Origin of the sequence: Bartonella rochalimae ATCC BAA-1498 (genome assembly GCF_000706645.1) — a bacterium.
Taxonomy (GTDB): domain Bacteria; phylum Pseudomonadota; class Alphaproteobacteria; order Rhizobiales; family Rhizobiaceae; genus Bartonella; species Bartonella rochalimae.
In genome coordinates this window covers 175117-199717 of the sequence record NZ_KL407338.1, presented here as the reverse complement: position 1 = coordinate 199717, position 24601 = coordinate 175117, and the positions used below count along the sequence as shown (strand labels likewise).

General features: G+C 35.7%; 19 protein-coding genes and 2 pseudogenes. 7 read left to right on the top strand and 14 right to left on the bottom strand.

Annotated features, from left to right (window positions below; all coding sequences use genetic code 11):
* Positions 1-59 precede the first annotated feature (59 nt).
* The 7 genes and pseudogenes from O99_RS05600 to O99_RS05570 all read right to left on the bottom strand — a co-directional run bounded on the left by O99_RS05600 (position 60) and on the right by O99_RS05570 (position 8860).
* A pseudogene (locus O99_RS05600) lies at positions 60-1312 on the bottom strand (class I SAM-dependent RNA methyltransferase).
* A pseudogene (locus O99_RS05595) lies at positions 1302-2049 on the bottom strand (TlyA family RNA methyltransferase). The pseudogenes O99_RS05600 and O99_RS05595 overlap by 11 nt, the downstream one beginning before the upstream one ends.
* A gap of 2 nt (positions 2050-2051) precedes the next feature.
* The gene (gene dxs / locus O99_RS05590; RefSeq protein WP_035007083.1) at positions 2052-3974 is read right to left on the bottom strand and encodes a 1-deoxy-D-xylulose-5-phosphate synthase; all 1923 of its coding nucleotides are present in this window, start codon (positions 3972-3974) and stop codon (positions 2052-2054) included.
* A 470-nt stretch (positions 3975-4444) separates the two neighbouring features.
* Positions 4445-4699, bottom strand: a complete 255-nt coding sequence (locus O99_RS05585) for an exodeoxyribonuclease VII small subunit (protein ID WP_035007081.1) — start codon at positions 4697-4699, stop codon at positions 4445-4447.
* Positions 4700-4706: 7 nt separating this feature from the next.
* Positions 4707-5819: a 3,4-dihydroxy-2-butanone-4-phosphate synthase gene (gene ribB / locus O99_RS05580; protein WP_035007080.1), complete on the bottom strand. Its 1113-nt coding sequence runs from the start codon at positions 5817-5819 to the stop codon at positions 4707-4709.
* Positions 5820-7018: 1199 nt separating this feature from the next.
* Positions 7019-7837 (bottom strand): enoyl-ACP reductase FabI, encoded by an 819-nt coding sequence (gene fabI, locus O99_RS05575; RefSeq protein ID WP_035007079.1) that lies wholly within the window; start codon positions 7835-7837, stop codon positions 7019-7021.
* Positions 7838-7960: 123 nt separating this feature from the next.
* Positions 7961-8860 (bottom strand): DnaJ C-terminal domain-containing protein, encoded by a 900-nt coding sequence (locus O99_RS05570; RefSeq protein ID WP_035007078.1) that lies wholly within the window; start codon positions 8858-8860, stop codon positions 7961-7963.
* Positions 8861-9178: 318 nt separating this feature from the next.
* On the opposite strand from O99_RS05570, the gene pdxH reads away from it, so the two are divergent.
* Positions 9179-9802, top strand: a complete 624-nt coding sequence (pdxH, locus tag O99_RS05565; protein WP_035007077.1) for a pyridoxamine 5'-phosphate oxidase — start codon at positions 9179-9181, stop codon at positions 9800-9802.
* 84 nt (positions 9803-9886) lie between these two features.
* Here the strand turns inward: pdxH and ubiA are convergent, their stop codons facing one another.
* Positions 9887-10891 (bottom strand): 4-hydroxybenzoate octaprenyltransferase, encoded by a 1005-nt coding sequence (gene ubiA, locus O99_RS05560; protein ID WP_035007076.1) that lies wholly within the window; start codon positions 10889-10891, stop codon positions 9887-9889.
* Positions 10892-10982: 91 nt separating this feature from the next.
* Between ubiA and purD the strand changes: the two genes are divergently transcribed.
* On the top strand, positions 10983-12257 hold the full coding sequence (gene purD, locus O99_RS05555; protein WP_035007075.1) for a phosphoribosylamine--glycine ligase: 1275 nt from the start codon (positions 10983-10985) through the stop codon (positions 12255-12257).
* A 4-nt stretch (positions 12258-12261) separates the two neighbouring features.
* Here the strand turns inward: purD and O99_RS05550 are convergent, their stop codons facing one another.
* The 6 genes from O99_RS05550 to O99_RS05525 all read right to left on the bottom strand — a co-directional run bounded on the left by O99_RS05550 (position 12262) and on the right by O99_RS05525 (position 18041).
* Positions 12262-12801 carry a YcxB family protein gene (locus O99_RS05550; RefSeq protein WP_148664927.1) on the bottom strand — a complete coding sequence of 180 codons (540 nt, stop codon included), beginning with the start codon at positions 12799-12801 and terminating at the stop codon, positions 12262-12264.
* A gap of 151 nt (positions 12802-12952) precedes the next feature.
* The gene (locus O99_RS05545; RefSeq protein ID WP_035007073.1) at positions 12953-13480 is read right to left on the bottom strand and encodes a DUF6101 family protein; all 528 of its coding nucleotides are present in this window, start codon (positions 13478-13480) and stop codon (positions 12953-12955) included.
* A 146-nt stretch (positions 13481-13626) separates the two neighbouring features.
* A complete protein-coding gene (locus O99_RS05540; protein ID WP_035007071.1) occupies positions 13627-15036 on the bottom strand; it encodes an FAD-binding oxidoreductase in 1410 nt (469 codons plus the stop codon).
* A gap of 2 nt (positions 15037-15038) precedes the next feature.
* A complete protein-coding gene (locus tag O99_RS05535) occupies positions 15039-16001 on the bottom strand; it encodes an L-threonylcarbamoyladenylate synthase (protein WP_035007069.1) in 963 nt (320 codons plus the stop codon).
* Positions 16001-16639 carry a ribonuclease HII gene (locus O99_RS05530; RefSeq protein WP_035007067.1) on the bottom strand — a complete coding sequence of 213 codons (639 nt, stop codon included), beginning with the start codon at positions 16637-16639 and terminating at the stop codon, positions 16001-16003. The genes O99_RS05535 and O99_RS05530 overlap by 1 nt, the downstream gene beginning before the upstream one ends.
* A gap of 625 nt (positions 16640-17264) precedes the next feature.
* The gene (locus tag O99_RS05525; RefSeq protein WP_235692228.1) at positions 17265-18041 is read right to left on the bottom strand and encodes an energy transducer TonB family protein; all 777 of its coding nucleotides are present in this window, start codon (positions 18039-18041) and stop codon (positions 17265-17267) included.
* A 244-nt stretch (positions 18042-18285) separates the two neighbouring features.
* Here O99_RS05525 and O99_RS05520 point away from each other — a divergent pair, with 244 nt between their 5' ends.
* The 5 genes from O99_RS05520 to O99_RS05500 all read left to right on the top strand — a co-directional run bounded on the left by O99_RS05520 (position 18286) and on the right by O99_RS05500 (position 24593).
* A complete protein-coding gene (locus O99_RS05520) occupies positions 18286-20487 on the top strand; it encodes a TonB-dependent hemoglobin/transferrin/lactoferrin family receptor (protein ID WP_035007064.1) in 2202 nt (733 codons plus the stop codon).
* Positions 20488-20736: 249 nt separating this feature from the next.
* Complete coding sequence (locus tag O99_RS05515) at positions 20737-21780, top strand: hemin-degrading factor (RefSeq protein WP_035007061.1); 1044 nt, start codon at positions 20737-20739, stop codon at positions 21778-21780.
* A gap of 16 nt (positions 21781-21796) precedes the next feature.
* On the top strand, positions 21797-22699 hold the full coding sequence (locus O99_RS05510; protein WP_035007058.1) for a heme/hemin ABC transporter substrate-binding protein: 903 nt from the start codon (positions 21797-21799) through the stop codon (positions 22697-22699).
* 5 nt (positions 22700-22704) lie between these two features.
* Entirely contained in the window at positions 22705-23802 is a 1098-nt protein-coding gene (locus tag O99_RS05505; RefSeq protein WP_035007057.1) for a FecCD family ABC transporter permease, read from the top strand.
* Positions 23799-24593 carry a heme ABC transporter ATP-binding protein gene (locus O99_RS05500; RefSeq protein ID WP_035007056.1) on the top strand — a complete coding sequence of 265 codons (795 nt, stop codon included), beginning with the start codon at positions 23799-23801 and terminating at the stop codon, positions 24591-24593. Before O99_RS05505 ends, O99_RS05500 begins: the two co-directional genes overlap by 4 nt.
* Positions 24594-24601: the final 8 nt, after the last annotated feature.

Genomic DNA, 24601 nt, shown 5'->3' with positions numbered 1-24601 from the left:
GAATATAATTAATCTGGAAATTTCCCAATTTTATTTAAAAAAGCCTTTTTATTGTTCAGCTAAAGCTTCCAACTTTTCTTCGTTTTTTGTTTTCTTAAAGTTGCAACAATTTCAATATGAGGTGACCATAAAAATTGATCAATTGATACAACTTTTTCAATTATATAACCACCAGCAACAAGAAGTGATAAATCACGAGCCAATGTAATAGGATTGCACGAAACAGCTACCACACGTGCTACCGTTGTCTTGTCCAACTCATTTACCTGCTCCTCTGCTCCAGACCGTGGTGGATCAAAAACAACACTATCAAAGCATTCAAGCTCCTTTGCAGAAAGTGGACGACGAAATAAGTCACGTTTTTCACAAACCACTGTCTTTAAACCAGTAGCAATACGTGCTGCCTGATCAAGGTTAGCTAGAGCTTCTCCATTGTTTTCTATTGCATGAACATTCATCTTTTTCGCCATGCGTAAAGTAAAAGTCCCTACTCCTGCAAATAAATCAGCAGCATTTTTTGCTTTTTTAAATGAGCTAAAATAATCTCACCCATAACAGTTTCCGCTTCAAAAGTTGCTTGAAGAAAACCACCAATAGGAAACTCAACACAAACATCTCCAAAGTGGATCACCGGTTTTTCTTGTTCAACTAAGACCTCACCTTCAATGGATAAACGTGTAATTCCACATGAAAGAGCTACACGTATCATTTTTTGACGAGTAAACTCATTTTGGACAACACAATTACTTAAAGCAACATCAAAACCGTTTTCGACAGCTGTTACTGTTACATGAAACCGTTTGGCGTTATTTCTTAAAAGAGCGCATATAACCCTAATATCATCCAATTTAGACAAAATCTCTGAACGAGTAACTGGACATTCTTTAATAGCTATAATGTCAGGAGATCGATAACGATTAAAACCAACAATATGGTTTTTTTGAATCACAGATGCTGTTAAAGTAACTTGTCGACGAGTATAATTTCCACATTCAATTAATGGAGAAATAACAGCATCAAGACCATATCTTTTAAATGCATCAACAACCAATTGCCGCTTCCAAGAGCGATAAGCATCAAAATGCCAATGCTGAAGCATACATCCTCCACATACCTCAAAATGTTGACAAACAGCATCAACACGCTCTAGCGATTTCTCTTTTAGAGTAATAGGTGTACCGTATTTTCCATGAAGGGCAACATTAACAACCTCTCCAGGCAGAGTAAAAGGTACAGAAATTGAACCATATGCTGTTTTGGCAATACCATGACCATTCACGCCAACATGATCAATTACAACATCACTGCTCACTTTTTTCTCCGAATAACAAATATTCTAAATTACCATCACCACCTGTAATAGGTGAAGGAAGTAAACCTTTTGCTGTCCATCCTATTTGAGTATTCAGCCAATCAAAAAGTTCTTCAGCAACTCTTTTGGCTACTAACGGATCTTTTAATATTCCTCCTTTACCAATACCCGCTCGACCAACTTCAAATTGAGGTTTTACCAATAAAACTGCTTGAGCACTCTTTTTTGTTAAAGATAAAACCGATGGTAATGCAAGTTTAAGAGAAATAAAACTGACATCTGATACAATAAGATCAATCTCATGACCATTTAAATGTTCCTGTTTCAAATCTCTAACATTCAGACCCTCTAGTAAAGTTATCGCATCGTTACCAGATAAACGAACATCAAATTGATTGTGACCAACATCAAGAGCAATGACATAAGAAGCGCCTCGTTCTAAAAGAACTTGTGTAAAACCACCCGTCGATGCACCAACATCAATTGCAGTAATTTTATTTGTCATCACAGGAAACACATCAAGTGCATAAAGAAGTTTCAATGCTGCACGAGATACATAACTTTGCGCAGAATCAGAAACCGTAATCGTCGCGTCATCAGGAATCATTTTTCCAGCTTTAAAAACAATTTCTCCATTCACTTTAACTGTTTTTCGTGCCACTGCATCACGTGCCTGTGAACGCGTTACAAAAAAAAATTTCAACTAAGAGAACATCCAGTCTTTTTGTGACTGCCATATTTACACTCGAGTTCGCGATATAGGCCGAGGTTTACGCCCTAAAGCACTAAAAACGGCATTAATAATACCTGTCGCATCAAGCCCAATCTGTGAGAGAACTTTATCTGGCAAACCATGATTTAAATATTCATCAGGAAACTTTAAGGTACGGACTTTTAAGCCATGCTCTAAGAGTCCTTCTTGTGCCAAAAACTGTAGTAAATGCGCTCCAAAGCCACCTATTGCTCCTTCTTCAATTGTTATTAAGACTTCGTGCTCCCGCGCTAACCGACGCATCAAATCCTTATCCAAAGGCTTTGCAAATCTAGCATCTGCAACAGTCGTAGACAATCCTTCTGCCACTAATTCATCAGCTGCAACCAATACTTCAGACAACCGTGTCCCAAAACAAACCAGAGCGATTTTACTTCCTTCACACAAAAGACGCCCTTTTCCAATTTCAAGCAATTCACCCCTCTGCGGCAAATCCATACCAACACCCTGACCACGGGGATAACGAAAAGAAATAGGTCCTTGATCATAAGCTGCCGCTGTACGCACCATATGCATAAGTTCAACTTCATCAGAAGGTGCCATAACCACAAAATCAGGAAGAGTTGCCAAAAAAACAATATCAAAACTCCCCGCATGCGTCGCACCATCTGCTCCAACAAATCCTGCTCTATCAATAGCAAAACGCACCGGTAATTTTTGGAGTGATACATCATGAACAATTTGATCATAAGCACGCTGTAAAAAAGTAGAATAAATCGCAACAAAGGGTTTATATCCCTCACATGCAATCCCTGCAGCAAAAGTTACAGCGTGCTGCTCAGCAATACCGACATCAAACATCCTTTTTGGAAATTTTTCAGAAAAAGAGTCAAGCCCTGTTCCATTTGGCATTGCTGCCGTAATGCCAACAATTTTATTATCATGTGTAGCCTCCTCTATTAAAGCTTGAGAAAACACTTTAGTATAAGAAAGAGAGCTACTTTGTGCTTTAACTTGTTTACCTGTAATGACATCAAAACAATTAACACCGTGATATTTATCAGATGATGCCTCTGCGGGTGGATACCCTTTCCCTTTATGCGTTACCACATGCACTAAAACAGGACCATCAGGGCATTCACGAACATTTTTCAAAACAGGTAACAAATGTCCAAAATTATGACCATCTATAGGCCCAACATAGTAAAAACCAAGCTCATCAAACAAGGTTCCCCCAGCAAAAAAACTACGTGCAAATTCTTCTGAATAACGCGCTTTCTCCGAAAAGAATTTTGGTAACTTTTTGCTTAAAATCCTTACCCGTTCACGCAAACTGCGGTAAGATGGACGTGAAACTAACCGTGCAAGATGAGCGCTCATAGCGCCTGTAGGAGATGCAATAGACATATCATTATCATTAAGGATAACAATCAAACGTGCATCCAAAGCACCAGCATTATTCATCGCTTCATAAGCCATACCTGCAGATATAGCGCCATCACCAATCACAGAAATAATGTTGCGTTTTTCTTCAGCTTCCAATGCACTAACCATTGCCATACCAAGACCTGCCGAAATAGAAGTGGAAGAATGGCCAGCACCAAATGGATCATACACACTTTCCGAACGCTTTGTAAAACCTGATAGACCACCCTCTTGACGTAATGTGCGAATTCTATCTCTGCGACCCGTTAAAATTTTATGAGGATAGGTTTGATGCCCAACATCCCAAATAATCCTATCATCAGGGGTATTAAAAACATAATGCAGTGCAATAGTGAGTTCAACAACACCAAGCCCTGCCCCAAGATGACCGCCTGTTACAGAAACTGCGTCAATTGTCTCGGTGCGCAATTCATGAGCCAACTGTAGCAAATCAGACTCCGGCAATGCTCGCAAATCTTGCGGTAAATGAATCAGATCAAGCAGTGGTGTTAATGGGCGAGACAAAAAGAACTCCTTATATTATCAGTATAGAGCAATCAATTATGCTATCTTGTTCCTTCGATATCTTTTTAGAATTCATACCTTAACAGATGTTTCAATTGCTGGTTCTTTATAAAAAATTGCTGGTTCTTTATAAAAAATGGTCCTGTATGAACAGAATATAAAACATAAATAATGATGTAGATATCATGATGTATACGAATATTCAATGAAGTGTAGATAGCTCTCATCATAAGAGTCTTATACACTGCATAAATAATATTTTTAACAATCACTTATGATCAAGAATAAAAGACAATATGGATATACACAATGCATGATAATTATGTAGATATAATTACAATTATATCCATATGTTTTGATGTTTCATATACGCCCTTTTGACTCGCTTATGTCAAGAAATGAGATTAACAAGTTTATTGCATATAAGCTTTTTGTACTTCTTGTACTCAAAAAATAAAAAATGACTTACATCATTCAGGGTCTAGTGGTTCTACCCCTTCGGGTTTTCCCTCATCTGAAAGTTGAATTTTTTCAACTTTAGCTTCAGCTACTTTTAATAACTTATCGCAATGATTTTTAAGAGCTTCACCACGTTCATAAATATCAATCGATTGCTCCAAAGGAACATCTCCACGTTCTAAATTTTCGACAATCGCTTCAAGCTGTTTTAGCGCTTCCTCAAAACTCAACGTAGCAATATCCTCTTTTTTCGTGCCTTGCTTCATATAATCCTCACAAGATATCTGTTCTAGATATGCGAATTCCAAAACCTTCTAAACCAACATAATGACGTTCCTTAGAAGCATAAACAATAACAGAACTAATCCCTAAATGTCTCAAAATTTGTGCTCCTAAACCAATTTGGCGCCACTCTTTTTCACGTTCAATCGCCTGCATATGATTTTCTAAATCTCTTTTTGTTATTTCCTGATTATCAATAGCTGATTGACAATCAACACCAACAAATCCTCCTCGCAGATAAACAAATACACCCCGTTTTTCCTTTTCTACCATACGACGCATAATAACTTCAATATTTGAAGCTTGACCAAAAACATCATTCAAAATGTTCTCACGATGCAAACGTACTGGAATATCCTCACCATCACGGATATCACCAAAAACAATCGCAACATGTTGAACTCTCTCCCAAGGCAGTTGATAACTTTGAACCACAGCTGGCCCTACGAATGTTTCAATTTGCATTTCTCCGACATGTTTTATTAGCGTCTCTTTACACTGGCGATAAGCAATAAGATCAGCAACTGTTATTGTATGCAACTGATGATCTTGCGCAAATTTTATAACCTCATCTCCATGTTTAACACTGCCATCATCATTGACTAGTTCACCAATCACACCAACTGGTGACAAACCAGCTAATTTACATAAATCAACCGCAGCCTCAGTATGTCCTGATCGCATCAAAACACCACCCTCATGTGCAATTAAAGGAAAAATATGTCCCGGACGCACAAAATCATTAGCACTAGCATTTGGATTAGCAAGATTACGCACTGCTAATGTACGATCGTGTGCTGAAATCCCTGTTGTTATTCCATATTTAAAATCAACAGTAACAGTAAACTTGGTACAATGCATTGAATCATTATCTGATACCATAGGAGTTAAATTCAATCGTTGCGCTTTCTCCTTCGGCAAAGGAGCACAAATAATACCGGATGTATAACGCATAATAAATGCCATTTTTTTTTCTGTACAATGGACAGCAGCAACGATTAAATCACCTTCATTTTCGCGATCATTATCATCCATAACCACAACAATTTCACCGCGTTCAAAAGCCTGAATAGCAGAAACAACCTTTTTCTGATTATACATTATTGCTTTTCCTTCCTATACAACCAATTTGATCGCAATTCCTCAGCTAATGATCAGCAATAGCACAAGAAACTATTGATTCACTAAAAATAATAATCCGAATCGCAACACTCGTTCGTGATAACATCTACGTTTTTACCATCAACATCAATTGAACAATAAAAAGCTAAAATCAATAATATGGGCTTAACTATAAAATACACAAAAATCGGCTATTTCCTTGATATTCTGTTTATAATATCGGTTAAAAATGTAATTTTTATCACTTATCATTCGCATTTCAGCTATATTTCCTTCACTGATCCAACAGGTAACAGCATAGCCTTCACAAATTTTATATCCTAAACTGTATTCATTAACATTTAAAATGATACAATATGCTGATCAAGTCTTGCATAAATTAAGTTTTCCTAACCATAATGAAACATTTTCTGCAATAATATCAATGGAAGTAGTTTATTTATATAATCAGTGAAAACATTTCATAAGCAGAAAATGTAAAAAAGGATTATTATCGACCTCTGACCACTTCCATCGACCACAATTATTGATTAGGGATAATCACTATCACCGCCCCCCAAACAATCAAATCAAGAATAATTTTGCGTGCAAATATACCTAGCGCAACATGCTCTATTATTTCAGCTGTTGCAGTACGCTCACCATTATAACAATAAAGAATTTCATATTTAACATCATATATAAAACCTGCATAACTTAGATAATAATAATTAACTATTATATTATAATCTTCTAATCACTGATCTGTACCCTAAATAAATATTGAAACTAGCATCCCTATTGTTACTCATGTTATAGCATCAACCTGAGTAATAACTCCTGAAAGAACTTCTACCTGACTTAATTCTTGACGTTATGCTTTAATTTTGATTGTTCTGCTCACCATTATCAAGATATGACTGAATTTCTGTAAAAGTGAAAATAATCCCTAGAGAACAATCCTCAATAATGTACTCAACGCACAACTTAACTCCATATTCTCATACCATATTGTCACACGAAATAAATGATCAATGTATAGGCGATATGGAAACAGTCTCATTTTTTAAATATACAAAACCACAGCACACAAAATACAGATAATCAAGTACATTAATCTGCAAGCAAGATCATCTCACTTAAGACTATTATTAACCATTTCAACTGTAGTCAAATTGTTACTGATAAAGTAAGCTCACCCCTTACTCTTTAATAACGGAAATATCTGGTGCATCAACGGCTTTCATACCTATAATATGATACCCTGAATCTACATGATGTACTTCTCCCGTAACAGAACGAGATAAATCTGAAAGAAAGTATAGCGCAGAATCACCAACCTCTTCTATTGTCACTGTACGACGTAAAGGAGCATTATACTCATTCCATTTAAGAATATAACGAAAGTCACCAATACCGGAAGCAGCCAACGTTTTTATAGGCCCTGCTGACAAAGCATTAACACGAATATTCTTCGGTCCTAAATCTACAGCTAAATATTTTACGCTAGCCTCAAGAGCAGCCTTAGCAACCCCCATCACATTATAGTTAGGAACAACTTTCTCAGCACCATAATAAGTCAATGTTAAAATCGAACCACCACCTGACATCAACTTTTCTGCACGCTGTGTAAGAGCTGTCAAAGAATAAACAGAAATATTCATTGTCATCATAAAATTTGATTCGCTGACATCAATGTAACGACCGCTTAATTCATCTTTGTCAGAAAAACCAATAGCATGAACTAAAAAATCAAGCTTACCCCATTTTCTTTCTATTTCATTAAAAACTGCATCAATAGATTTACTATCAGATACATCACAATGACCACAAACAATTCCTCTTACTTCTTCGGCCAAAGGTTCAACACGCTTCTTCAATGCTTCACCTTGATAAGTAAAAGCAAGCTCTGCTCCTGCAGCACTTGCTGCCTTAGCTATTCCCCATGCAATAGATCGATTATTGGCCAACCCCAAAATTAGACCACGCTTACCGCATAATAAATTATTACTATCAGCCATTAACATTGCCTCATCGCAACAAAAAATTAATATTACCCACTTGCCTATGGCACAGGTAAACTTTTTCTTCAAGCAGTTGGTTTAAAATCAAATCAAAACTATAATTTCGTCTTATAAACAATCTTAACTCTTCTCCATTTGCAAGAACTGTTCTAATGCAGGATCCTTTTTGGGTAACATGATACGAACATGCACATAAAGGTCATCTCTTTCTCCATTTTTTAAATGAAGTCCTTTCCCTTTTAGCCGTAAAACACGATCAGAACTTGACCATGCAGGAATTGTTACAACGACGCGTCCTTCTAATGTCTGAATTTCCTCTTTTGTTCCCAACACAGCGTCTTTAAGAGGAATTGGCAAATCAAGATGAAGTGCCCTTCCTTCAACTCGTAAACGAGGATGTTTTTGGATATGAATCGTTACCAATGCATCCCCTGATTGTCCATACGGAACTTTTTCTCCCTGACCTTTTAAACGGATAGTTTGCCCATCTTCAACATAAACCGGAAGCTTAATTTTTAGTTTTTTGCCATTAGGAAAAATTGTTTCCACCTTTTCTGCACCAACCATCTGTTCCAAGGTTACAGAAAGACTAGTCCGAATATGAGCTCCTTGTTGAGACTGATTATGTTGTGTAGAATGCGAGAAACCTCTTCCTTTTCCAAATAAATCACGAAAAATATCGCTTGCGTCAAAACCTACACCACTTGAAGAACCAAAGTCAAACCCTCCTGTACTTCCTGAAAAAGGATTATGTCCTTCTCTAAAATGTCCTCCAGCGCTATAAGCTTGATGGAGTGGTTTTCCTTCTGCATCAATTTCACCCCGGTCAAATTGTATTTTTTTATCTTTATCTCCTATAATTTCATAGGCTTGATTCACTTCAGCAAACTTTTCTTTAGCCTTCACATCACCCATATTATGATCTGGATGATATTTTTTCGCTAGTTTTCTGAATGCAGATTTAATCTCTTGCGGTCTTGCGGTGCGCGCCACACCTAGAACTGTATAGGGATCACGCATATTGTCTTCTTTCCAGTTTTGTCATTTTTAATATCAACCGGTATATTTTTAGTAATTTTATTCTTGAATCAATTTAACTAAAGTAATTTCTACTTTATCTATATGTTTATAAATAAATGGAAATACCATATGGAATAAATATTTTTATACCTAACATAATGTATTGCAACTCATACTAAAAACCAACATCATTAAAAAACTATGATAAAAATATGTAATATTATTAATTTTTCAAAATAAAAAGAGCAGTCTTTTGTTAGCTGATATAAAAAACGACTCTGATAATCCTTCATTCATGCTAATTGATAAAAGTCTATTATGAACAATACAACACAAACAAATGATAACTTTGTACAAATACAAGATCCCTTTGTACTCTTTACACAGTGGCTTGAAGAAGCAACAACAAGCGAAATCAATGATCCAAATGCTATGGCTTTAGCAACAGTAGATACAACAGGCTTACCTAACGTTCGCATGGTTCTTCTCAAAGATTTCAGTTCTAGAGGATTTATCTTCTACACAAACTACGAAAGTTGCAAAGGACAAGAAATTTTAGCATCAATGAAAGCATCCTTAGGCTTTCATTGGAAATCACTCCGTCGTCAAGTTCGAATCAGGGGAAACGTTGAAAAAGTCAGCACTGAGGAAGCAGATGCATATTTTCAATCACGTCCACGTGGAAGCCAAATTGGCGCATGGGCATCTAAACAATCTCAAATATTAGAGAACCGCTTTGCTCTTGAAAAAGCAATCACCGAATATACCGCACAATATGCTGCAAAAAAAATCCCACGCCCACCTCACTGGTCTGGATTTTGTGTAAACCCTCTTTCTATTGAATTCTGGCGTGATCGCCCATTCCGTTTACATGATCGCTTACTCTTTACACGAGACTCTATTAAACAAAACAGCTGGAAGAAGCAAAAACTCTATCCTTAATTCTTAAACTCTCAAAACAATACGTTTCCTGTTTATATGATAACAAATTTCTACTTCATAGATTATTTTATATTGTCATAAATATCACAAAATCACAGAATATAATACCGCCGAGATTTCTCCGCATACCAAACCAACAAAGATCAAAAAACCAACAAACGAATTAGACTTGAAAAGTCGTAAACATTGTAAATTATTGTCAATATCAATAACTTTAATTTGTATAAACATATGGATCGCTGCGATAAAAATCCCTAAAAAACTCAGAATAGGAACTTGAGCCAAATAAAATGCCAAGCTGGTTAAAATCACAAAACCACCATATAAAAATATCAATGCATATTTCGTTTTTTTACCAAAGAGAAGTGCCGTAGAACGAACACCAACAATCACATCATCATCTTTATCTTGATGAGCATAAATTGTATCATATCCTATCGTCCATAGAATTGAGCCTCCATAAAGTGCTATTGGAGCCCAACTTAAACTCCCATGTACCGCAGCCCATCCCATTAATGCTCCCCAATTAAATGCAATACCTAAAAAAAACTGCGGCCAATTTGTTATACGTTTCATAAAAGGATAAAGTATAACTGCTACCAGTGATGAAAGACCTAAAAAAAAAGTAAATTTATTAAATTGCAATAAAACACCTAGGCCTATGATACATTGTATCAATATAAAAATTTTTGCCTGAAACCGACTCACTTGACCAGTGGGCAATGGGCGAGAACGTGTTCGTTCTATTTTAGAATCAATTTCTTGATCAACAAGGTCATTCCATGTACAACCTGCACCCCGCATAGCTATAGAGCCTACGAAGAATAAAAAAAGATACCAAATCCAATTAACAACACTCGACAAAATAGATAATTGTGACATCTCACAAGAAATAGCCATAGTTGTTGACCAAAAACAAGGCCACATCAATAGTTTCCATCCAATAGGCCTGTCCCATCGAGCTAATTGAGCATATAGCCATAAAGAACAAGGAAGAAAATCATAAACCCACTGTTTTGGCACTGCATCCATAACTCGTCCCTGCTTATCACAGGACTGAATATGCAAAATATCTTTACTTTTTTTCATTAAATGATTTCACCTTTTAGACTTGCAATAGAAATATTTCATTCTTATGACAAATAATCAGTTTAACCATCTTCTATGATAGGAGCAAGCAATGAACGTTCTTCTTATAGGTTCAGGCGGACGAGAACATGCTTTAGCATGGAAAATAGCAGCATCTCCACTGCTAACGAAATTATATTGTACTCCTGGAAATCCTGCAACAATGGAATTTGGTACAAATATTAACTTAGACATTAATGATCATTGTAGTATCATTAATTTTTGTAAAAAAAATACTATTGATCTCGTAGTTGTCGGTCCAGAAGCCCCATTAGTAGGGGGTATAACAGATGCCCTTAATGCAGCTCATATCTGTGTATTCGGACCGAATCAAAAAGCTGCTCAGCTAGAAGGCTCAAAAGGTTTTACAAAAGACCTGTGTTACAAAAATAATATTCCTACAGCTCCTTATCAACGCTTTGATAATGCTTTGAAAGCTAAATCTTATATTCATCAACAAGGTATTCCTATCGTTATTAAAGCTGATGGTTTAGCTGCCGGTAAAGGCGTTGTAGTTGCTATGACAATGGAAGAAGCATTTGATGCAATTGATTCTTGTTTTGAAGGGACATTCGGCGATGCAGGAAAAGAAGTAGTTGTTGAAGCTTTCCTCGAAGGAGAAGAAACAAGTTTTTTCTGCCTTTGTGATGGCAAAATAGCTATCCCCTTTGGATCTGCACAAGATCATAAACGTATTGGTGATGGTGATACAGGTGTCAATACAGGTGGCATGGGAGCCTATTCACCAGCTCCTATCATGACGGAAGAAATGGTTAACCGTACTCTTCAAGAAATTGTTACACCAGCTCTACGCGGTCTAGCTGAAATGGATATATCTTTTAAGGGAATTCTCTTCGTTGGGTTGATGATAACACAAAAAGGTCCCCAATTAATTGAGTTTAATGTGCGATTTGGTGATCCTGAGTGCCAAGTTTTAATGATGCGTCTAAAAGATGATATTCTTCCACTTTTTCTTGCAGCGGCTCAAGGAAACCTTGAAAAGAAAAATCTTCAATGGTCTGAAGAAACTGCTTTAACAGTTGTTATGGCCGCTAATGGCTACCCTGTTTCTCCTCAAAAAGGGAGTGTAATTCGCAATATTGATAAAGTAAATTCTCTCCCTAATGTAAAAGTTTTTCAAGCTGGTACAGCCTTATGCAATGGAGAATTAATTGCGAATAGCGGACGTGTTTTAAATATAACAGCAACAGGAAAAACCATAAAAATCGCTCAAAAACGCGCTTACGAAGCGGTGGAATGTATTGATTGGCCAGAAGGTTTTGTACGCCGTGATATTGGATGGCGAGCTATCATGCGAGAAAATTAGATTTTTAAAGTCTTTTTTTAGGACTCGTAATTTCACGTGATAGAATAGTGCGTAAATCAGCTAACTGCTCTTTAGTCATGATAGCTTTAGGAAGAATGTTGAATTTTTCCTCTGAAATATAGAGTGCTAAAAAATTTGGATACTCATGCCAATCATAAAACAGACGAAAAGGATAAGTGCCCTGTATATAAGAGTTTCGAATCGCAAGCGCATGATCATCCCATTGCCATACTTGTTTAAGACCTATTTGCTGATTATTTTTTACTAAACGATACGCTTTATGCGTTACTAAAACATAATAATTCAGTGCCCAAATAACACAAATAATTGCAGCATAAATGCAAGCCGTTTTGATAAGAGACTTTCCCCAATAATGCGTCCAATTTTGTCCCTCAATCATGATGAGAAAACCACAATAAACAGAAACACAAATCAGCCACAATATTAATAAATGTAAAAATGTCTTCAATCTTCTGGTATAACGACGACAATGCGCTTTTTGCGCTTCTATTGCCTTCTTTTGATCAAGTTCGAAGACAAGCATACGCCTTTTAATTTTTTCTGAATGTTTCAAATACTTACAATTCTTTTCTATTTTTATTAGATAGGAATTCAATTATCATGAATAAAAAGTCAAAACGCAAATGAAATAAATATACATGACTGCACAACATATAAAAATGAACGTATATTTTCTACAATGCAGTCTGATTGTTAATCATCAAACGTAAACCTAATGAATTATGCCCACGAAGTAAAAAACGCTTCTGTGCAGAATTAGGTGATACCATATGAAAAAATTGATGCATAATAGAACGATCTTGAACCTTGACAATATTGCTATACTCATCAATCATAAGCATAGGAAGATTGTAAATCTGCGTCCACAATCGCCAATCCAGAAAAACATTATTTAATTTTCTAGAAACTAACAGTGGAATACAAATCTCCTCATCTACATGAAATAGCTCTAATGTTATGGCTTTCTCACCTGAGAGAGTATCAACTATACGGGCTACAACCCCTCTAAAATGGTGAGCTGGGATCAAACGTGACAGTCTTGAAGAAGCCCCCAATTTAAAAAAAACACCACATTTATTTAACGAACAAACTATTTGATTACCCGTTTTTGATACAAAATATGTCGTTATTTGTGGCAAATGATACGGATCTAGTCGAAACTCAAGCACCGCCTTTGCCTGATTAAAGCATTGATTAGCCATACATAATATTCCCAATTTTTTCAATAAGCCACACAATCTAGCAGATTTTCTTCATTAGATTATTAACAAAGTTATATAAAAAACTTAGTTTCTTTTTGGTTATTAAATTCTAAATAAAAATACAAAAAATATTTATTCTTCTGAAATTATAATATTTTTCCAGGATTCATAATTCCTAAAGGATCAAATATCTTCTTAATCTCTTGCATAATTTCTAATGAAACAGATGACTTAAAAGTACGTAGTTCTTCTCGTTTAAGCTGACCAATTCCATGTTCAGCAGAAAATGTGCCATGATATTGTATTGCTAAACAATGAATACGATGGTTTATTTTCGGCCATAATTTTAAAAATGCTGCAGTATCCGCTCCAACTGGTTGTGTAATATTATAATGAAGATTCCCATCACCCACATGTCCGAAACAAACTACTTGTGCACCTGGAATTATTTCTTCAACAATAAGAGCAGCCTCAGTAATAAAATCAGAAATGGAAGCAATAGGTACAGCAATATCATGTTTTATAGATCCTCCTGCTAATTTCTGTGCAGGTGATATACTTTCACGCAATTGCCAAAAAAAATCTTGCTGTTTTAATGATTGAGCAACAACTGCATCGTCAATAATAGAATTCTTTAAAGCCATTTCTAAAACAATATGCAATGCTGATAATGCATCGTTGTCACTTCGTGATGATGACATATTAATCAAAACATACCATTCATGCTCACGATCAAAAGGAGATCGGGAACACATCTTATAATTTAAAGCCATTTGAAAACTAAGTTTTCCCATGAGCTCAAAACCAGTCAATAATGTCCCCCCGTGGCATTGAGCAAGAGATAAAAGCTCTACAACTTTCGCTGGACTATCTAAACCTACAAGAGCAACTTCTTTCCCCTTTGGTTTTGGAAAAAGCTTTAAAACTGCTGCGGTAATAACTCCTAAAGTCCCTTCCGCACCAATAAAAAGATCTTTCAAATTGTAGCCGCTATTATCTTTCTTCACAAATCGCAAATCATCCAAAATACGTCCATCAGGTAAAACGACTTCTAAACCAAGACACAAATCACGCATATTACCATAAGCTAATCCCCCCGTTCCTCCAGCATTAGAAGATAGGTTACCTCCTATCTGACACGATTCTTCAGAAGCCAAAGAAAGAGGAAAAAAACGATTCATTTTATCAGCTTTTTTTTGTAACGTTTTTAGAATAACTCCAGCCTCTACTATAGCGAAATTATCCTTAAGATCCAATGATCGAATCTTATTCAAACGTTCCATAGATAAAATAACACTGTGCCCACTATCATCTGGCAACTGAGCACCTACAAGACCAGTATTTCCTCCTTGAGGAACAATCGGCGTACACGTTTGACTAGCCAAATGCATAATCAATGATACTTCTTTTGTAGAAGATGGCCGTAAAAGTAATGGCGATTTACCATGAAAAAGTCGACGATTTTCAAATAAATAAGGTGCAATCAGTGCCTGATCTGTTATAGCATATTCAGAACCGACAATGCTTTTAAAAGACTCAATTAAACCTTGCTCCATTTTTATTTCCCTTTTGGAGCCGCAGCGCGTATTAAACGATCATTAATAGCTTCCCCTAATCCGTAGAATGGAATAGGCTCCACTGCAATGCACTTCACTTCAAGTGAATCCAATTGCTGCATATATTGAAATAAATGGAATGCAGCTTCTTCTAATCGACCACTTGTACTCAGGTTCAGAACAGCAACGGCATTTTCAACACCTTCAATACGTTTAGGTCCAAATGCTAAAAGTGCTTCACCGCTTTTCACCTTTTTTACATTTAAACGCATAGAAGTATTAGGTGCATAATGTGATTTTAACATCCCTGGAGCTTCAATTGCAGTTTGCTGCTCCAAACGTTTTACAGACTTCTTTGCCACTTTTTCAATTTCTTCAATAGCTAATCCTCCTGGACGCAATAAATAAATATTTTCATCACAAATTTTAATAATCGTTGATTCAATCCCTATTTTTGAAGCTCCACCATCAATAATTAAAGGCACTGATGTTCCTAAAGATGTAAACACAGATAAAGCTGAAGTAGGACTCAATTTTCCTGATTGATTAGCACTAGGCGCTGCTAAAGGACGTCCAAAATGACGAATAACTTCTGCAAAGCCTCCCTTTGGAGAGCGAATAGCCAATGTATTAAGGCCAGCAGTTGTTAAAGGGTGAATATTATGATGAGCCTTTAATGGCAAAACTACAGTTAAAGGACCTGGCCAAAATGCTTCCATTAATCGACGTGAAAGCAAATCAATTTTCACATAACATTCTGCCATAACTATGTCACTTACATGAACGATAAGAGGGTTAAAGAGTGGTCGTGCCTTTGTAGAAAAAATAGACGCCACAGCCTTTCCATTTGTCGCGTCTCCAGCTAATCCATAAACAGTTTCTGTCGGCAAAGCTACTAATTGTCCTTGTTGAAAAATCGCAACTGCTTGGTTTATTGCAGCATTATTAAATGGTAAGATCGTCATTAAATACTATCCTTATAGCGTTCTTTAAGAGGAGAAAAACTATAACGATGTAATCTTACAATAGGCCCATACTTATCGATAGCTGCTCGATGTGCTACTGTTCCATAACCTACGTGCTTCTCTAAACCATAATTTTGATAAATCCGCCCAGCATATTGCATCATCCTATCACGAATTACTTTAGCAATAATAGACGCTGCCGCAATTGAAACTGAAGACTGATCACCTTTAATCAAAGCAACTGCAGGACAGGGCAGATCAAAAGGAATATCACGCCCATCAATCAACGCATAATGCGCTGAAATAGCAAGCCCTGTAATACAATGCCGCATTGCCTCTAAAGTCGCTTTTCTAATATTAGACTTATCAATTGTCCGAGCACAAAGACTAGCAACCGAAATCGCTAATGCATTTCGCAAAATTTCATAATAAAGTCTATTACGCTGTTGGCTAGAGAGTTTTTTTGAGTCATTCAAGCCTTCAGGAATACGGTCTTTATCTAAAATAACTGCTGCCGTCACTACAGGCCCAGCTAAAGGTCCACGACCAACTTCATCAACGCCTGCTATATAAAAGAAACCTTTTTTTTGCAAATCAAGTTCATATGAAAAATTTGGCTGAAATGGTACATCAAACATATCTAACAATCGCGAATATAAAAAAACATGCACCCATTTTTACATCACTACCTATTTTCTGCAAGCGCTATAGTAAGTAGTGTAAACTATTACCACATAGCGTAACAGTTAAATAATTTACCTTAGTTATATAAATGCATTGCTCATTTTCTATGTACAATAAAATAGTTTTACTTTTAAAAGGAATGATTTTCTTCTTTGCTCACCTTTTCTATTTCTTTCAATTGAGTATCTAAAAGGAGTATCCACATAAATTTCAGTTTCTCCTTTTAGTGTTTATTGAATAACATACATTCTTTTCAAAGACATAATTCAAAGTAATCTCAATTTCGTAAATCTCGCAAAGTTCGTTTTGTCATAAGGTTAAGCGTTTTTAATAATCTTCTCTTCCCTACCCCCTACATAATTACAACTGTATCTTTGTCATAAGCGTAAACATTTTTAGTCCCGTAGATAGGTAGTTAGACATACTAATAATGCTATAAACTTTTCTATCTCTATAAATCTAACAGAAACCATCTCAGTTATTCCCTCCCGATAACCAAGAATATCATAAGTTTCAATATATTACCCTTCTGAAAAATCCAAATACGATATATGATTTTATATAGTCATTTTACTTTCTTTACTCGAACACCAAAGATACTCTAATAGTTTTATTCACCATTTCACGTGGTGGTGGAGGAAACATGTCAATACGTTTAAGTGCTGTCATAGCCAACCAATCAAGTTCCCGATTACCAGAAGAAAGCATAATACGGCTGGCAAAAATATCTCCTTGTTCATGCACTTTAAATTCTAACTGCACGACTCCTTGTGCACTACTAATACGCTGTCCTATAATGTAACTTTTTTGTTTTTCTAACTGTATTTGTACCTTTGCTAACCAACGTTCTGATAATGCACTGTCAAATGCCATTATATGATTATCCCTACTTTCAGAAAATGAATGTGCTTTTTTTTCATTACTTTTCTTCGCTGTAACATTCAGTGTTGATGATCGCTTTTTTATAAAAACTTTACGATTTATTTCTGATGGAGAAGATTTTTCCAAAGGTTTCAACACTTTCAAATCATTTTTTTCTGCGATAGACTGCAACTCTTCCGTAATCTGCCCCTCTTTTGATAGAGAATTTTCTGATTGAACTTTACTGAATTCTGATTTTGATATTTCTTCTTGTTTTAAAATATCAAACTCTACTATTTCTGTATCTAAATTAACATCGGAGTGCATAATCTCTGGTACAACAATTAACATAGCCATCGGTGAGAACATAAAATCATTCATATAAATACTTTTAAAATAAAATCGTGCTCCTATTCCAATATGTAAAGCAAAAGAACACAAAAAAGCACCTATCCAAAGAGCTAATACTCGCCCAATACTTACACTCTTCATCATCTCATCTACCACCATTCTAAGCTAAATAATCGAAGCTCAGTTCTATTAAAACATGTCATCTTTAAAGCACAACTTTTTTCTTGACGATTTTTATCATGTTTAATATGATTATATTAGTAATTAAGTGTTTAGCTTACCAATTATGTGATTACAGTGTGTAATTAGTAAGATGAATATTTTTTGTGTGTGTTTTATATACGAAAGCTTAAGTAGGGGGTGTTTTTAAGAAAAATGATGGTGAACTATGCGAATAAAGCGAAATATCTATAAAAAGTATATGATTTCAGGTATGCTCTCAGTTTGTATACCTTCATTTGTTTTTGCACAAAATGGTAATAATAAGGATTCTATAACTAAACTTAAACCAATCGTAATTGAAAAAAAAATAGAAAATTCTTTGAATAAAGCGACGGTTTTGACTGATCGTGAAACTACCCAAAATATTGATAAAAAACAAATAAATGATATTCACGATATTAGCCATCTTAATCCCTCTATAAACTATAATACAGATAATAACAGTTTCGTAATTCGTGGTTTAAATGCCAATCGTGTTTTAACAACAATAGATGGTGTTCCTCTCCCATGGCTGAATGATGGAGTACGTGGTATTAAAGGTGGAAGTTCTGCATTTGCTTTTAATGCGCTTTCTACAATTGATATTATTCGTGGTTCAGATTCTAGTTTTTATGGTTCTGGTGCATTAGGTGGAATTATTGCCTTGCGTACTCTTAATCCTGAAGACCTCCTTACAAAAGAAAAGAATTGGGGAGCCCTTACAAAAGGCAGCTACAATTCTGCTGATAAAAGTTGGCATGTAAATCAAGCTTTTGCAGTGCGTGCTAACCAAACCTTGCTTCTTTTTCAGGGCTCTCGTGCAGAAGGTCATCAACGTAAGAATATGGGTACTGTAGAGGTTGATGGAGATAAACGCACACGCGAAAATCCTGCTGATTTTGACAAAAATAATCTGCTCTTTAAAGTCCATCAATATCTTAATGATAATCATCGATTTGGCTTTACAGCAGAACGTTTTTCTTACAACAAAGACACTCATTCATTGAATGCTTCAACTGAAATATTTTCTCCAAAATCTGTTTATAATGAGAGGAATACACGTCGTAAACGTTTTTCTGTTTCTTATGATTATAACGGCAATGGAGATGCTGTTTTTGATGCATTTCATGGGCAACTTTATTGGCAAAAGCAATCAAATAATCATATCTTAAATGGATATCGCATACAAATGCCCAAAGGAGATTATTTAAGAGATAACTTTATGCGCAATACGGATTATGGCTTTAACACTTATAGCTTTAAAAAAGTGGATATTGGTTCTATGAGTCATAAGTTAAAGTTTGCTGCAAATGTTTTTGCATCTAAATTTCATCAATATGCATCAGGTAAAGATAATTGTCATTTAAGAGGCAATGAGCGTGGGTGTGTATTCCTAGGTACAAATAAATCAGATGCACCTGACACAAATAGCCAAGGTTTTGGTCTGACTCTCGAAAACGAAATAGGTTTTTCTAATAATAACCTTCGTTTTATCCCCGGAATACGTTATGATTGGTATAAACATATCCCTCAAAGAACACCTGCTTTTGAAAAAGCATTAGGTTCCAGGATAATGCCTGAAGAAAGTAGCGGCTCACATTTTTCTCCTAAAATGCGGATAGAATGGAATGCTAATAATCAAGTGTTATTTTATACTCAGTGGGCGCAAGCTTTTCGCGCGCCGAGCGTTTCAGAGCTTTACTTAACCTTTGTCAAATCTCCTTTTTACTATATGATTGGAAATCCTGATCTTAAACCAGAAACCAGTAATGGATATGATATTGGTGTACAATACAATAACATGCATTTAAATGGTTCTTTCAGTGTTTTCACCAATGAATATAAAAACTTTATTGATGTTATAGATAAAGGACCTTCAAAAGAATTTATGTATGCGCGCAAACATTATGTAAACCGTGCGCATGTGCGTATTTCTGGTGTCGAAACGAAAGCACATTTCACCTTGATGAATGGCCTTTATAGTAATTTTGCCCTTGCTTATACACAAGGAAAAGATCTCGATAAAGATGAATATCTCAATTCAATTCCAGCTTTTAAAACAGTCTTTGGATTGGGATATGAAAAAGAACTTTGGGGAACAGATATTATACTGACTTTGGCTGCTAAGCGTGATAAAGTAGAAGGAAATTCTGATTACAACAAAGTTCCAGGCTATGGTGTCGTTGATATATTGGGTTGGTGGAAACCTTTCGGTGAGAAAGGCCCAATTATAAGAGCTGGTGTTTATAATCTTTTTGACCAAAAATACTGGAATGCAGCTGATCTACCTTCCCCTTCTCCTATTCCTAGACGCCAATCGTTACCACCAAAAGATTATTTTAGTCAGCCTGGTCGTAACTTTAAGATATCTTATGTACAAGAATTTTAATTATTGTTGTCAGTCTTTAAACTATTGAGGAAATTATAATTGATAAAAAGGTATGTTATTGCATTTTAATCCTTACTTTATTCTAACCCAAAATTTGGGAAAAGGATTGTAAATATTTTTAATTTATCAGATTCAATTTTTATTATTGATAGGGGCAATTGATTGACAAGCTGAGCCATTGTTTACAATGGCTCAGCATAATTTTTTAAAATGAAGTAAAATTGACTCTAAATAAAGTAAGGAAAGCCTATGTCTTATACAGCTGAAATGATTATAAAAATGCGTGAAGAAAAAAAAGATATGCGTAATCGTGATTTTGCTAATTCGATTGGTATATCTGAAGCGGAATTCATAGCAGCATATCGTACAATTGGAAAAGCAAAAAGATTAAAAGTTGATATTCCTACTCTCCTTGAAAATGCTCCTAAAATTGAAACCGTTATGGCATTAACACGCAATGAATATGCTGTTCATGAAAAAACAGGATGTTTTGAAAAAATTGTTCTGAATGAACATATCCCTATGACATTTGGAGAAATTGATTTGCGGATTTTTCCCCAAAAATGGGAATTTGGTTTTGAATATGAAATGATGGTTTTTGGAAAGCCGACAAAAAGTTTACAATTTTTTGATCAATATGGTACCGCTATTTTTAAAGTCTATTCTAAAGACATGACAAATATGGAACAATGGAATATACTTGTTGAAAAATTACTTCATGAAGATCAATCATCTGCTCTTCATATTCCTCCAACTCCTGCACCTATACAACACAATACAGAAAATTTAGACATTGAGAAATTTCGTGATCGTTGGAGAAACATGACTGATGTGCATCAGCTCCATGAAATTACTTCCGAATTTAAAATTGGTCGGCATGATGCTGTAAAACATGCTAGCAACGAGTTTACTAATGAATTAAGTGCAGAATCCATTGAAATGATGCTGAATAAAGCCGTTGAACAAGAAATACCAATTATGTGTTTTGTTGGTAATAAAGGCTGCATTCAAATTTTCAGCGGTCCAATTAAAAATATTAAACAAATGGGACCTTGGCTCAATATTCTTGATGACAACTTTCATTTACATATGCTTATTTCTGGTGTTAACAAAGTATGGCATGTTCGCAAACCTATAAGTGAGGGTTATGTTAGTTCTCTTGAAGTTTTTGATCAAAATGGTGAAATGATTGTCCAATTCTTTGGTCTAAGAAAAGAGGGTCAAAAAGAATGCGAAAAATGGCGCTCTTTACTAAATGATTTGCCTTTGTACCAAGAGACAAATATTACTTAAAGGATAAGACCTAGATATGTTGAGACCTTTTTTGCATAAACTATCAGGCCTTTCTCTTTTATATTTGTTGTTGTTCTTTACTTGTTTCTCTAAACAAGTAATGGCTGAACTGACAACAAGTTTTCCTGAAAATGCCCGAATTATTTCCATTGGTGGTGCTCTTACAGAAACTGTTTATGCATTAGGGGCTCAAGATCAACTTGTTGCTCGTGACAGCACAAGCATCTATCCACAAGCTGCACTCAAACTTCCTGAACTTGGGTACATGCGCCATCTTTCTCCTGAAGGTATTTTATCTCTTTCTCCAGAAGGTATATTACTTATTGAAGGAAGCGGTCCTCCTTCAACAATTGAGATTCTCAAAAAAACATCAATACCTCTCGTAATCATACCAGAAAACTTTTCACGTGAAAGTGTCATAGAAAAAATTCGCCTTGTTGGTAAAGCTCTACATCGAGAAGTTCAAGCAGCTGAACTGATTAAAAAATTGAACAATAACTTTATAAACAATGATATGCTTTTAACAAAAATAACTAAACCAAAACGCGTTCTTTTTATTTTTTCATTACAAAACGGAGGTGTTATGGTATCTGGAACAGATACTGCAGCTGATGGTATGATCAAACTTTCAGGAGGTATAAATGCCATTTCTGATTATAAAGGATATAAGCTTTTAAATAATGAAGCTTTATTAAATTCAAATCCTGATTTCATATTGTTTGTCAATCACAATGGAAATTCAACTAAAATTGATACAATTTTAGCTATACCAGCAATTCAAGCAACACCTGCAGCTAAAAATCATGCTATTAAACAAATAGATGCCATGTATTTTTTAGGTTTTGGTCCACGCACTGCAGAAGCATCAAAAGAGCTAATTAATATGCTTTATGGCACAGAACAAAATGGCAAGAGTTGATAGAAATGGTTAAGCATATTTCTACAACGCACATCTCTGAAATAATAGACAATACAAAAGTACCCCCCACAAATCGAGGAAAAATTGCGCTATTAATTTTAATAGTAATTCTTATCTTCAGTATTTTTAGTGGACTATTCAGTGGTGCATCAAATGCTTCTCTCATTAATCTCATTCATGTAATTCTTACGCAAAATTTTTCAGCAGCTAGCAAGACGTATGACTACCTTATCCTCATTGAGATCAGATTACCTCGTATTATCTTAAGCTCATTGGTCGGAGCCGCTCTCGCTGTTTCTGGTGTTCTTATGCAGGGACTCTTTCGTAATCCTCTCGCAGATCCTGGAATCGTAGGTGTATCAGCAGGTGCAAGTCTCGGCGCTGTATTAACCATTGTTATTGGTATTTCCTTCCCACCTTTCTTTATTCCTTTTCTAGAATCTTACAAAATTGTCATAGGTGCATTTCTTGGTGGACTTTTATCAACAATGATTCTCTATGTAATAGCAACACGACACAGTTTTACCTCTATTGCAACGATGCTTCTTGCAGGCATTGCTCTTAGTGCTTTCAGCAGCGCTATTGTTGGAAGTTTAATTTTTACTGCTAATGATCAACAATTGCGTGACATTACTTTTTGGAATCTTGGTTCCCTTTCGGGTGCTACGTGGTTAAAAGTTTGTCTCATTTTACCTATTGTTTGGATTGGCTTGCTTTTTTCTCCCTTTTTATCACGTGCACTTAATGCACTCGCACTCGGAGAAGCTGTCGCTCAACATATTGGTTTTCATATTCAACGGATTAAAAACATTGCTGTTTTACTTGTTGCTCTAATGTGCGGAGGAGCAGTTGCTGTCAGTGGTGGAATTGGTTTTATTGGTATTGTTGTTCCACATATTCTACGTCTGCTTATTGGTCCTGATCACCGCTATCTCATCCCTTGTTCAGCTCTCTTAGGAGCAGTATTACTGACTTTTTCTGATACCTTTGCACGTTGTATTATTGCTCCAGCAGAATTACCCATTGGAATTGTCACAGCACTTTTTGGTGCACCTTTTTTTCTTTGGATCCTTATATACCAACGAGGAATAAATTTTTCATGATTGAAGCGATCAATGTCTGTATTCAACGCAGAAAAACAAATATTCTGAAGCATATTCACTTTCAAGCTAAAAGTGGCACCCTCACCATCATTATTGGTCCAAATGGCTCTGGAAAAAGTACCTTTATACAAGCGCTTAGTGGAGAAATTCCTTATAATGGTAAAATGACCCTAAATGGCCATGATATTAAACAAACAAAAGCAAATAAAATGGCAATGATGCGTGCAGTTTTGCCTCAATCAACAACACTAGCATTTCCATTTTTCGTTCATGAAGTAGTAAGACTTGGTCTTTCTATCAACCAGATTAACATCACAAAAGCTCAATTTAAAAACCTCCCTCAAAAAGCTTTAAAACGTGTTGGTCTGGCAGACTATGAAAACCGATATTATCACCAATTATCTGGTGGTGAACAAGCTAGAGTCCAGCTTGCCCGTGTTCTTTGCCAAGTATGGGAGCCTATTTATAATGGAGTTGCTCGTTGGCTGATATTAGATGAACCCATTGCCAACCTTGATATACAACATCAGCTTATTGTCATGAATATTATAAAAAATTTTGTTCGTTGTGGTGGTGGCGTTCTTGCTGTTCTACATGATCTCAATCTTGCCGCTCACTATGCCGATAAAATCATACTATTAAAACAAGGAGAAATTTGTTGTGAAGGAGATGCCTCCACTGTTTTAACAACAGAAAATCTGCGTAAAGCTTATAATTGCTCGCTCACAGTTTCCGAAATACCTAAAAAAAACATCCCTTTTATATTACCACAAACAGCATCTCATTTATAACATATATA

Excerpts from the sequence above, each read along its gene's own strand:
- O99_RS05585 (WP_035007081.1), bottom strand. The coding sequence starts at position 4,699 with ATGAAGCAAGGCACGAAAAAAGAGGATATTGCTACGTTGAGTTTTGAG.
- fabI (WP_035007079.1), bottom strand. The coding sequence starts at position 7,837 with ATGGCTGATAGTAATAATTTATTATGCGGTAAGCGTGGTCTAATTTTG.
- O99_RS05570 (WP_035007078.1), bottom strand. The coding sequence starts at position 8,860 with ATGCGTGATCCCTATACAGTTCTAGGTGTGGCGCGCACCGCAAGACCG.
- pdxH (WP_035007077.1), top strand. The coding sequence starts at position 9,179 with ATGAACAATACAACACAAACAAATGATAACTTTGTACAAATACAAGAT.
- ubiA (WP_035007076.1), bottom strand. The coding sequence starts at position 10,891 with ATGAAAAAAAGTAAAGATATTTTGCATATTCAGTCCTGTGATAAGCAG.
- purD (WP_035007075.1), top strand. The coding sequence starts at position 10,983 with ATGAACGTTCTTCTTATAGGTTCAGGCGGACGAGAACATGCTTTAGCA.
- O99_RS05550 (WP_148664927.1), bottom strand. The coding sequence starts at position 12,801 with ATGCTTGTCTTCGAACTTGATCAAAAGAAGGCAATAGAAGCGCAAAAA.
- O99_RS05545 (WP_035007073.1), bottom strand. The coding sequence starts at position 13,480 with ATGGCTAATCAATGCTTTAATCAGGCAAAGGCGGTGCTTGAGTTTCGA.
- O99_RS05540 (WP_035007071.1), bottom strand. The coding sequence starts at position 15,036 with ATGGAGCAAGGTTTAATTGAGTCTTTTAAAAGCATTGTCGGTTCTGAA.
- O99_RS05535 (WP_035007069.1), bottom strand. The coding sequence starts at position 16,001 with ATGACGATCTTACCATTTAATAATGCTGCAATAAACCAAGCAGTTGCG.
- O99_RS05530 (WP_035007067.1), bottom strand. The coding sequence starts at position 16,639 with ATGTTTGATGTACCATTTCAGCCAAATTTTTCATATGAACTTGATTTG.
- O99_RS05525 (WP_235692228.1), bottom strand. The coding sequence starts at position 18,041 with ATGATGAAGAGTGTAAGTATTGGGCGAGTATTAGCTCTTTGGATAGGT.
- O99_RS05520 (WP_035007064.1), top strand. The coding sequence starts at position 18,286 with ATGCGAATAAAGCGAAATATCTATAAAAAGTATATGATTTCAGGTATG.
- O99_RS05515 (WP_035007061.1), top strand. The coding sequence starts at position 20,737 with ATGTCTTATACAGCTGAAATGATTATAAAAATGCGTGAAGAAAAAAAA.
- O99_RS05510 (WP_035007058.1), top strand. The coding sequence starts at position 21,797 with ATGTTGAGACCTTTTTTGCATAAACTATCAGGCCTTTCTCTTTTATAT.
- O99_RS05505 (WP_035007057.1), top strand. The coding sequence starts at position 22,705 with ATGGTTAAGCATATTTCTACAACGCACATCTCTGAAATAATAGACAAT.
- O99_RS05500 (WP_035007056.1), top strand. The coding sequence starts at position 23,799 with ATGATTGAAGCGATCAATGTCTGTATTCAACGCAGAAAAACAAATATT.